The organism is Shinella sp. (assembly GCF_052438155.1).
GTDB lineage: Bacteria > Pseudomonadota > Alphaproteobacteria > Rhizobiales > Rhizobiaceae > Shinella.
In genome coordinates this window covers 187,935-197,249 of record NZ_JBQVPI010000011.1, presented here as the reverse complement: position 1 = coordinate 197,249, position 9,315 = coordinate 187,935, and the positions used below count along the sequence as shown (strand labels likewise).

At 56.7% G+C, this 9,315-nt stretch carries 6 protein-coding genes; 3 read left to right on the top strand and 3 right to left on the bottom strand.

The annotated features are described in order from the left end of the window. From ACT6VE_RS20540 to ACT6VE_RS20530, 3 genes are all read left to right on the top strand, one after another. A partial coding sequence (locus ACT6VE_RS20540; RefSeq protein ID WP_444800290.1) for a S1/P1 nuclease occupies positions 1 to 453 on the top strand: 453 nt, incomplete at its 5' end. 24 nt (positions 454 to 477) lie between these two features. Next, the gene (locus tag ACT6VE_RS20535) at positions 478 to 2,337 is read left to right on the top strand and encodes a serine protease (RefSeq protein ID WP_444800289.1); all 1,860 of its coding nucleotides are present in this window, start codon (positions 478 to 480) and stop codon (positions 2,335 to 2,337) included. Next, on the top strand, positions 2,319 to 3,650 hold the full coding sequence (locus ACT6VE_RS20530; protein WP_444800288.1) for an MBL fold metallo-hydrolase: 1,332 nt from the start codon (positions 2,319 to 2,321) through the stop codon (positions 3,648 to 3,650). The genes ACT6VE_RS20535 and ACT6VE_RS20530 overlap by 19 nt, the downstream gene beginning before the upstream one ends. A gap of 237 nt (positions 3,651 to 3,887) precedes the next feature. On the opposite strand, the gene ACT6VE_RS20525 is transcribed toward ACT6VE_RS20530, so the two are convergent. From ACT6VE_RS20525 to ACT6VE_RS20515, 3 genes are all read right to left on the bottom strand, one after another. After that, the gene (locus tag ACT6VE_RS20525; protein WP_444800287.1) at positions 3,888 to 7,226 is read right to left on the bottom strand and encodes a DEAD/DEAH box helicase; all 3,339 of its coding nucleotides are present in this window, start codon (positions 7,224 to 7,226) and stop codon (positions 3,888 to 3,890) included. Positions 7,227 to 7,563: 337 nt separating this feature from the next. Continuing rightward, positions 7,564 to 8,451 carry a LysR family transcriptional regulator gene (locus ACT6VE_RS20520; RefSeq protein WP_444800286.1) on the bottom strand — a complete coding sequence of 296 codons (888 nt, stop codon included), beginning with the start codon at positions 8,449 to 8,451 and terminating at the stop codon, positions 7,564 to 7,566. Between the two features lie 2 nt (positions 8,452 to 8,453). Continuing rightward, entirely contained in the window at positions 8,454 to 9,269 is an 816-nt protein-coding gene (locus tag ACT6VE_RS20515; protein ID WP_444800285.1) for an acyl-CoA thioesterase, read from the bottom strand. Between the last annotated feature and the right edge of the window lie 46 nt (positions 9,270 to 9,315).

Genomic DNA, 9,315 nt, shown 5'->3' with positions numbered 1-9,315 from the left:
CTCGTTCACTTCGTGGGCGATCTCCATCAGCCTTTTCATACAGTCCTGGAAGAGATCGGCATGAACAACCACTCGGTAACAACGAGGATCGGGGGTGAGACCTGCGGGAAGAGCTGCGCGTTCTACCAATTGAAATCCACCGACGAGAACCTTCACACCGTTTGGGACAGTAGCCTAATCAAGAAGGAAGTTTATGGGTGGGGCGCATATGTCGATCGCTTGGAAAGCGGCTGGCTGGAAACGGCGAACGTAGTGACCGTTCAGGCTGGTGATCCGGCCTCGTGGGCAGTCGAAACCCACGTTGTTGCGATGAAAGTCTATGCCGACACCCCTACCGACAACTTCCTTGATGATGCCTACTTCGACAAAGAGATTGGGGTCGTTGATCAGCAACTCGGCCGCGCTGGGCTTCGCCTCGCGAAGCTGCTGAGCGATCCTGTTTCCTGCCAGTAGAGTCGATCAAGGGGGATGCGGTCGATGGCGAAACGAACCACACCGGGCAAGCTGAGTAAGGAAACAAGGACACGCCTATACGCGACCCGGCGCACGCTGCCGCTTTCGGTCCAAAGTGACGTTGGCCTGCGTTTCAACGTGAACGTCTATTTCAAGGACCCGCTCGTCGCCAAGAACAATCCGGGTGCGGATATCGACAAGGATTTCGAAGTACCTTGGGAGCCGGGCATCACACACGGGCCGACCAGTGCCAGGTTCGCGGTTGTCGACTACGACTCCAGCTCCGGGACGCTTGAGGAACCTGCGCAGTGGGACGAAACGGCCAATGCTTTCCTTGGTCCAAAAGGTGTTGATCTGAATACTGCCAGGGGAAGGAGCTTGGCTCAGTTCCGGCAGGTCAGCGTCTGGGCGACTGTGCAGCATACCTTGGATTTTTTCGAGGGCGGTCGAGGCCTTGGAAGACGGATCGAATGGGGCTTTGAAGGCAATCGACTGCTCCTGGTCCCGACAGCCGGATATGGTGAGAATGCCTATTACGACCGTATGAGCAAATCCCTGCAGTTCTATTGGTTCGTGGCAGACGCTGGCAGGGTGAACACATGCGAATCCAGCGACATCGTGAACCACGAATTCGGACATGCTGTGCTGGACGGGCTGCGACCATACTATTTCGAGAGCATCCTCACCGAGACAGGTGCCTTCCATGAATTCATGGGCGATCTTACGGCACTGTTGATGGCCTTTCGAAACAATGTTTTCCGCAAAAAGATCGTCGAACAGAGTAAGGGTGATCTCGCGGACGCGAGCCTCTTGGCCTCATTGGCCCAGCAATTCGGGGAGGCGGTAACCGCTCAACCCTATCTCCGTACTGCGCTTAATCAGATGAAAATGTCAGATGCGGCGACTGCCAACTCTCACACCATGTCGCAGGTCTTGACGGGTGCGGTCTTCGACGTGATGATCTCCCTGCTGAATATAAGAAAAGCCCGAGAGTTAGGTCGGCAGGCGGCCAATCCGGCGTACAAGCTTGCCTCGCTCGAACGCTTGTTCTGGTACACCATCGATCACATGCAGATGTGCGCTATCCAGCCACTGGACTTCTTACCGCCATGTGATGTGACCTTCCGTGACTATGCTCTGGCAGTGCTCCGCGCCGAAAAAATCACGAACCCGATCGATCCAGACGGGTTTCGGAAGGCAATCTTCGAGGCGTTCCTTCACAGGGAGATACTGACGGAGGGGGATCGAAGCGTCCTTGATCCAACACCGGTCTTTACGCGCCCCGGATTGGCGGTATTCCACAGCATCGACGATATCTCCGCGTCGCGGGGCAGCGCCTATCGCTTCCTCGATGACAATCGCCGCGAGCTATTGATACCCCCGACGGTCGATCTCACGGTCGCTGATATCGCGCGGGCTCGCAAACTCACGACAGAGGGGCGGCAACAGTCTGACCAGATCGTCCTGCAGTACATCTGGAAGGAAGAGATTTCCCTGAATGGTGCCCAGTTTGGGAAATTCGATGGAGAGCGCACTGCTATGTTGTGTGGCGGGACGATCGTACTCGACCAAAACGGCAACCTCATCCATTGGTCACGCAAGCCAGGGACAGAGGTGCTGGGAACGGATGACGCCCGGAAGAACGAGAGGGCTGACGGCTTGGCCCGTCGCTCAAAGTTCCTGGAAGACCTGGCCAAGCGAATCAAGCTTGGCATGATCGGGGACACGCAGTTCAGTCCGCTCGGCGTTCTTGCCCGCGCCATTCCACCTTATGAAGCTGGCCGTCAGGATGGTCTTCTGACCTTCGGCATGTCTCCGCATTTCAATCTCAACCACGACGATGACCAGGAAGTTGGAGGACGCCAGTGGCAGATCAGCTCCTGATCCGGATGTTTTACGTCGGCCTTGGCGACTTCATCTACTGCCGCATTCCCGGAGCCCATGAAAATGGGGGCGACTTCCACATTGTCATCGACTGCGGAACGTTGAGCGGCGAGGGGTACCTGCGGGATGCGGTTCCCCTCTTGAAAAAGGAGTTGCCGGAAGAAAATGGCAAAAAGCGCCTCGATCTTCTCATCGTAACGCACAAGCACAAAGACCATATGGCTGGCTTCGGGCTGCCCTTATGGGACGACGTGGCAATCAAGGCCATGTGGATGAGCGCGGCGATGAAGCCCGGGAACCCCCAGGCAAAACGGGCCAGCAAGCTCCACGAACTGGCCGGACAGGCATTGACGCAAGCCGTAACGCTCAATCTCGGTCCAGAATTCGACGCGCTTTTCGGTGCCTATGCAGCCGACAACGATACGGCCGTTCAAAATCTGACGAAGAACCTTCCGAACTCGAATGGGATCGAGCCCGTCTATGTCCATGCAGGTCAGTCGACCGGCGGAGATCTCAAGCTACCGATAGCTGGCGCGACTTTCCACATCCTGGGTCCGGAAGAGGATATCGACCATTGGTATCTCGGAACGCCGGAGGATTCCTCGATCAGCAAGCTAGTTCAACTCGCCGATGACGGTAAGGTAGAGAGCTTCATATCTGTGCCGCGCGGGTCGGAGGCATTGCCTAGAAATGTGGCTCCCATCGATTTCCGCAACCTTCAGAGCAGGATGCTGTCGAGTGCTTTAGCCTTCTCTGAGGGCGATGGGGCACTTGTGAACAACACCAGCGTCGTCTTGCTCATCGAATGGAACGGCAAACGACTGCTTTTCGTCGGGGATGCCGAATGGCAGCCGAAATTCAAGGAAGGCAAGGGCAACAGCTCCTGGAACACGATTTGGAATCGACACAGGGCGCTTCTCGATAAACCGGTCGATTTCTTGAAAGTCGGGCATCACGGCAGCATTAACGCGACGCCGTGGGGCGAGGGGATCGACCGAGCGCCTGGCACTTCCTATGAACCGGTCGACATACTGAACGCGATATTGCCTCCGGGATCCAAGGCACAGGCTGCAGCTTCGACGGAGCGAGGTCGGTATAAGACGATTCCAGAGGCCAAGCTTCTCGTAGACCTTGGCGGACGCATCGGCAATTCGAAGAAGTATGCTCCAGCTTTCAAGGCGGCCGATATTAAGCCAGAGACCATCAAGCTTTACAAGGAGTACGAGGTGCTGTCTTTCTCGTCGCCACAGCCGCCTCGGACTGATTTCGAGAAGTTGGCCGCGCACGCTCCCTGGGTGGACATAATGATCTGAGGTAGAATGGAAAGAGGCTTTGTGGATTACATTGTTCTAGAGCTTTAATCAGTCAATCGGCAGGCTACAGACGAAACAGCAACTTGTGAAAAATGTAGTCGACTTGCGGCTCTTCGACCAGACGCTATACCGCCGATCTGACAATTTTTATGCGGATATCCAGGATTTGCCGGGATTGTTTCCCGTTAAAGCTTGAGCACATATCAGCACGATTGCTCTGATGGTGAACCTAGATCCTTACGGGCTGCTCCAAAAGCTAAGTTTGATATTATACGTTTGATGTAGATAGGCCTGCACCGAACCGAGGATTGGCAAATGGTCAGGGGCAGTCCTAGCCTTGGAATAGCCCGGCTGAACAAGGGTCATACTAAACCGCGTTACGAGGTCTCTGCGGTTTGTCAACCAGTCATCCAGAATTGGGCGATCGCCACTGATGAATCGAGTTTGTTGGCCAGCCTTCTGCCTGTTCTCCTCCTGTCGGCGAAGCCTCTGCAGGAACTTACTCCGCGGGTCAGCCCATCGAACGGCCTTCATTGCCTGTCCGCAGATCTCGTAGAGATCGTCAACGCGAGCGCCTGGTTTATCCTTCGACGAGAACTTGCAATGATAAAGCTCGACATCGAGGAACCGTCCTTGCCTACGAATGGCAACGATGTCCGCCACCTCGCCGGAAGCGTCACCATCGAAAATCACGTTATAAGCCGGCTCCGCCGCGAGCAGCCTGGCTATCGTCGCATGCTGAATCGTCCCCGACTTTCGTAACGGGCCTTGCGACTCTTGCGTGATATCGACGCCCTCCCATGAAAACGCTTCCATCGTCGTCACATCGAAAAGCGGCTTGTCGTCTCCCGGCGCGGAGGCTAGGTCGGCGCCGATCAACATGTCTCCGTCCGTGAATCGTATTGCAGGAGGATCTTCGTGAAACAGGTCAAGAATATCACGCGTGCGCTTCCCCCGGGTGATGGCTACCAGGGCACCGAAGCTTCGGCGGAAGGTCGAGACGCCATCGCGGATGTCGGCCTCGAACTCAGCCGACAATCCTGCACTTCGCAGTCGGAACCGCACCGGCGCGCCGGTCTCGAAAGCTGAAATTTCTAAATCGCACTCTGACAGCGGGGTCGAGTGCTCGCCGAAGGAGATATCTGTGCGATCCTCATCCGACACAGAGAGACCTTCTGGCCAATCGATCGAAATAGGGATTTTCCCAGTAGGAAACACTTGCTGACGCTTAGGACGAAGTACGTTGCGCAGTACCATCTCAGTGTTTATCGACTCGTCAGCGATTTTGGGACCGATCGTCTGGCACCAACTGACCCAGTCGTCCGGTGAGACAGTGCCCTCCTGGGACCAGATCTTGCCCTTGGTTGAGCATCCGATGCTTCTCTTCCCTGCTTGTACTTCATCGACGTCGTCGCCCGCATAGATAGGCTCGTCCACATATCCGGTACCGAAAAGATTTGTCTTTATCCTCGATCTGTTCTCGACGGTGAGTTCGAGCTGCTCGGTAATGTCGATGCCGGTCGACAGCTGAAAACGGATCGGCTTCACCTGCGTTTCCTTTACGCCTAGGTTTGTTAGCATCACCCGCCTGAACCCGTGAAGCACGCGAAAAACGGCTTCGCCGTCCAAAAGTTTGACGTTAGTGCCGCATAGAAGACGGGCAATAGTGACAACTAGGCCGTCCTCCGGGTAGCTTTGCATATAGAGCAGTTCTTTTTCCTGATCCCAGTGCGCCATTACTAGATTGTAGATGACGTTGGTCGGCTCCTTAACGCGGGTCCAGCGAAGGCCGTCCTCGTGGCGGGTGACCGCCATCACAAGTCGCAGCTCGTCATTGACGATCGGGCCTTCGACCAACTCGACGGAGGGTGTCTCGATCGCTTCCAATGCCTGTGGGTCCCAGAGTTCGCAGTGGGTTCTGAAGACGTGCGCGTTGAGCTTAGGCGTGACGGTTTCGACGGGAATGGCTTCGAAATCCGCATCGAGGCCGGTGTAGAGCTCTTCGCGTCGCCGTTGATGCTCGACGCGGCTTTCGCTTCCAGTTTCGAGAAGTGTGTTCCAGTCAGCGTCCTCTTTATAGAGCGCGTTGAGCCATTCCTTTGGATCTTCGAGTGACACCCCCGCGATCACAGTGGCGTCGCCAAGACCTGTTTCGGCGCGAGTGAACCGGCCAATGAACTGTAAGGTCACCGCCTCGCTTCGATGGCGATCATGAAGGCCTGCGATCTTGAGACGAGGAAGGTCGAAACCTTCTCCGAGCATGTCGACACACACGATGATGCGGATTGCCCCGCTACGCAGCCTCCGCAATGCGTCCTCGCGTTCGCTCGCCGGCATCTTGCTATGGACCAGCTCTGCGGCATGTCGGGGCAGGTGCTTCCTATAAAGGGTCAAAAGGGTCTGTGCCCTGTCTATGACACTTGTACGGGCCATCGCCAAATGGTCTAGCCCCTGAAGCAGGTCGCGATCGAGCGCCTCACCTACCTCCCGGATAATCGACAGATCGGCCTGAGCGGGATCGGATTCCATTACGGGGATATAGTTGACAGGCCGAAACAGGTGTTGCTCACGGGCCCGCCGCAGCGGGTAAACGAAAATGAATTTACCATCCACTCGCCTTTTGTCGTTCCGGTAGGGCGTCGCTGTGAACTGCAGGATCAAGCGCTTCTGCCGGACGAAATGGGTCTTGAAAGCTTTCCACGTCGTCGCGCCTATGTGATGTGCCTCGTCGACGAAGAGATGCGTGACATGCGTTGCGATACGATCCTTAAGCTCAACGGTTAGTCGCGAGACCGACTGCATGGTGGCAACAACAACCTGCGCGCGGCCGAAAATGGCGTCGACTTCCTCCAGAGAAGTAGGTGCCTTCTTTAGGGTAGCCACAACTGGATAAAGAGCCGTTCCTTTTATTAGGTCGAACTGCTTCAGCACTCCGAAGTTGATGAACTTTTCGCTGATCTGCGTGCGTAGCTGGTCGGACGGGACGATAACAAGAAGCTTATCGACATCGCTAGACACGAAGACGCTGAGCATGGTTTCCGTCTTGCCAGTCCCTGTAGGCATCACGAGCGTTGAAGGGGCATCGGACACAACCCAATGCGCCTTGATCGCATGAACGGCACCGATCTGAGGCGGCCGAAACCCCGTGATGACGCGCCGATCGCCTTCGTATTGCTCCTCTCGCAAGGAAAGAGCATCGTTCCAAGTCGCTCTGATTGATTTGTGCCGCTCCGAGAAATCTTGGAGGGATATCTTGGCCGGCTCTAGAGGTGCTGGCCTCTGCCAGCGCACCGATGGGCGGGACAGTACTGCTCGGATCGATGAGATTGGCACCACCTCGTCAATACGAACAATCTGATCGTAATTCGAAGGCGGCTTTATTCCCCTTCGTAAAAGGGCGATACTCGGTTCATCGGCTAAATCGCTAAAATAGCCTTTTGTGTTGGCATCCAAAGCGACATCAAGATCTGTCCGAGGTGCAGCAAGTTGCCGAATGAGGTTCCCTGCGACACGGCCACGCAGCAAATATCGCTCAGGCAAAGATATGGAAACCCGCTGTGTAAACAAATCAGCCAAGTAAGACCCCACCAGTTTGAGTTGTTTATACTGCGATTCGCTCGCCTTGTTTGGAGAGTTTCGGAGTATCCACCGCCAAATCCACTTGTGGCGCTTACGATACAAATCAATTGACACTGGGGATTGGTTTGGTTTGGCGCGCCAGGACGACGACTAAAATCAACTATCGGAAGCAGAGGCATGATTGGGATTAAATTCAGGATGTTAGCGCATCTCTGCCGTAGAACGGCGGTTCGATTCCGTTCAAGACCATTAAATGGCACTCTCTATTTTCGCTCTCTCTCTCGCGCTGTCTACGGAGCCGTTAGACCCATTCGTCATGCCTCGTCATGCCTCGTCACGCCAACGCTTGGCGCGACGTCGCGAGAAACCCGGCGATAAAATCGACAGTGTCGTCGCCATCTCTCAGACCAAGGTGGATGCTTTTCTGGATCCCAGCTGTTCCGATCCTGACGGGACGAAGGCCGAGCGCAGCCGCCTCCCGGTGCACCAGCCAGTCGGGAATGGCGCTGACTCCGCGGGATGCCGCAACGAGCTGAAGCATCATCTCTGTCGTCTCGACATTGCGGTGGTGGCGCGGCCGGCTGTTGGCGGGGACAAGGAACTGGGTAAACACATCCAGTCGTTCCGGCGGTACGGGATAGGTGAACAGCGTCTCATTCAGCAGATCCGCAGGTTCCGCGTGGCCTTTCAGGGCCAGCGGATGATCGGCGGGCACGGCAAGCACGAGCTCGTAGTCGAATACCGCGAGATAATGAATGCCGGGCATCTCGATCGGATCCGGCGTGATCAGAATATCGATTTCGTATCCTGTCAGCGCCGCCACACCGCCGGCGGCAAACGACGTCGTCAGTTCGAGGCTTACCTGCGGCCACTCCATGAGGTAGGGCTTGGTGACACCCATCAGCCACTGGTGGCAAGGATGGCATTCCATGCCGATCTTGAGCGAGCCACGCTGGCCTTGGCGATAATCCGACAGGACATCCTCGGCTCGTTCGATCTGCGGCAGAACGCGCTGAGCGAGGATCACGATGTATCGTCCGGCCTCGGTGAGACGGAGGTTTCGTCCATCCTTCTCCCACATCGCCACGCCATAGCGTTCCTCCAGCTTCCGGATAGTGTGGCTGAGAGCGGATTGGGAGACGTTCAGGCGCTCTGCCGCCGCCGTCAGGCTACCGAGGCGGTCGACTTCGCGCAGGATCGATAAATGTTGTCTGTCCAGCATGGTTAGGCCCGCCCTTGGTGATCAGCGACATCGCCGCTCTCGCACGCGGGAACCGGCCGATGATCGGCGTCGACCGCGACCATGGTGAAGTGCCCGGCGGCTGTGAGTTGCCTCTCGCCGGTCAGTAGGTTCTCGGACCAGAGTTTCGTCTCGATCGACGTCGAACTCCGGCCCACGCGCTCGACGCGTGCCTCGGTCTCGACGATTTCACCTATCTCGATTGCCCTCGCGAAATCGATACGCTCGGATGACGCCAGGACCACCAGCTTACTGGAATAGCGGGACGCTGCGACGAATGCGGCCTTGGTCATGTAGGAGATTGCTTCGCCCCCGAACATCCGGCCGGCACTGTTTGCCTGATCCGGAAAAACAATCTCGACCATGGTGACGGTATCGCTGGTGCCCGGCGCGGCTTCCGCCTCCGGAAGCAGTGCGGGCAGCGAGTAATTGGCGCCGTCCTGTCCCTCCGGTCTGGCGACCATATGGAATAGACCGCGTGTACAGGTATGCCGCTCACGACCGACGATGGCCTCAGCCACCATCTCGACCTCGACCGTCAGGGAACGGCGCCCGGCTTTGACCGGTCTGGAGGTGAGTTCGACAATGTGCCCGATGCGCGCGGGCTGCCGGAAGTCGATCCGCTCGCAGGACGCCGTCACGAAAGGCACCCGCCCGAACCGGGTCGCCGCGATAAAGGCGACGCGATCCATCAGAGCCAACCCGGCTCCCCCAAACAGGGTGCCGTGATGATTGGTATCTCCGGGGAAAACGATATCGATGAGATTGGTTGTCGAGCCATGCCGGGCAGGCTTGCCCATCGTCGCAGTCTCAATCCTCGGCCCAGTCCTCGTCTCAGTCATCGGC

Coding starts and splice junctions, on each gene's coding strand:
- ACT6VE_RS20515 (WP_444800285.1), bottom strand. CDS start 9,269: ATGGGCAAGCCTGCCCGGCATGGCTCGACAACCAATCTCATCGATATC.
- ACT6VE_RS20520 (WP_444800286.1), bottom strand. CDS start 8,451: ATGCTGGACAGACAACATTTATCGATCCTGCGCGAAGTCGACCGCCTC.
- ACT6VE_RS20535 (WP_444800289.1), top strand. CDS start 478: ATGGCGAAACGAACCACACCGGGCAAGCTGAGTAAGGAAACAAGGACA.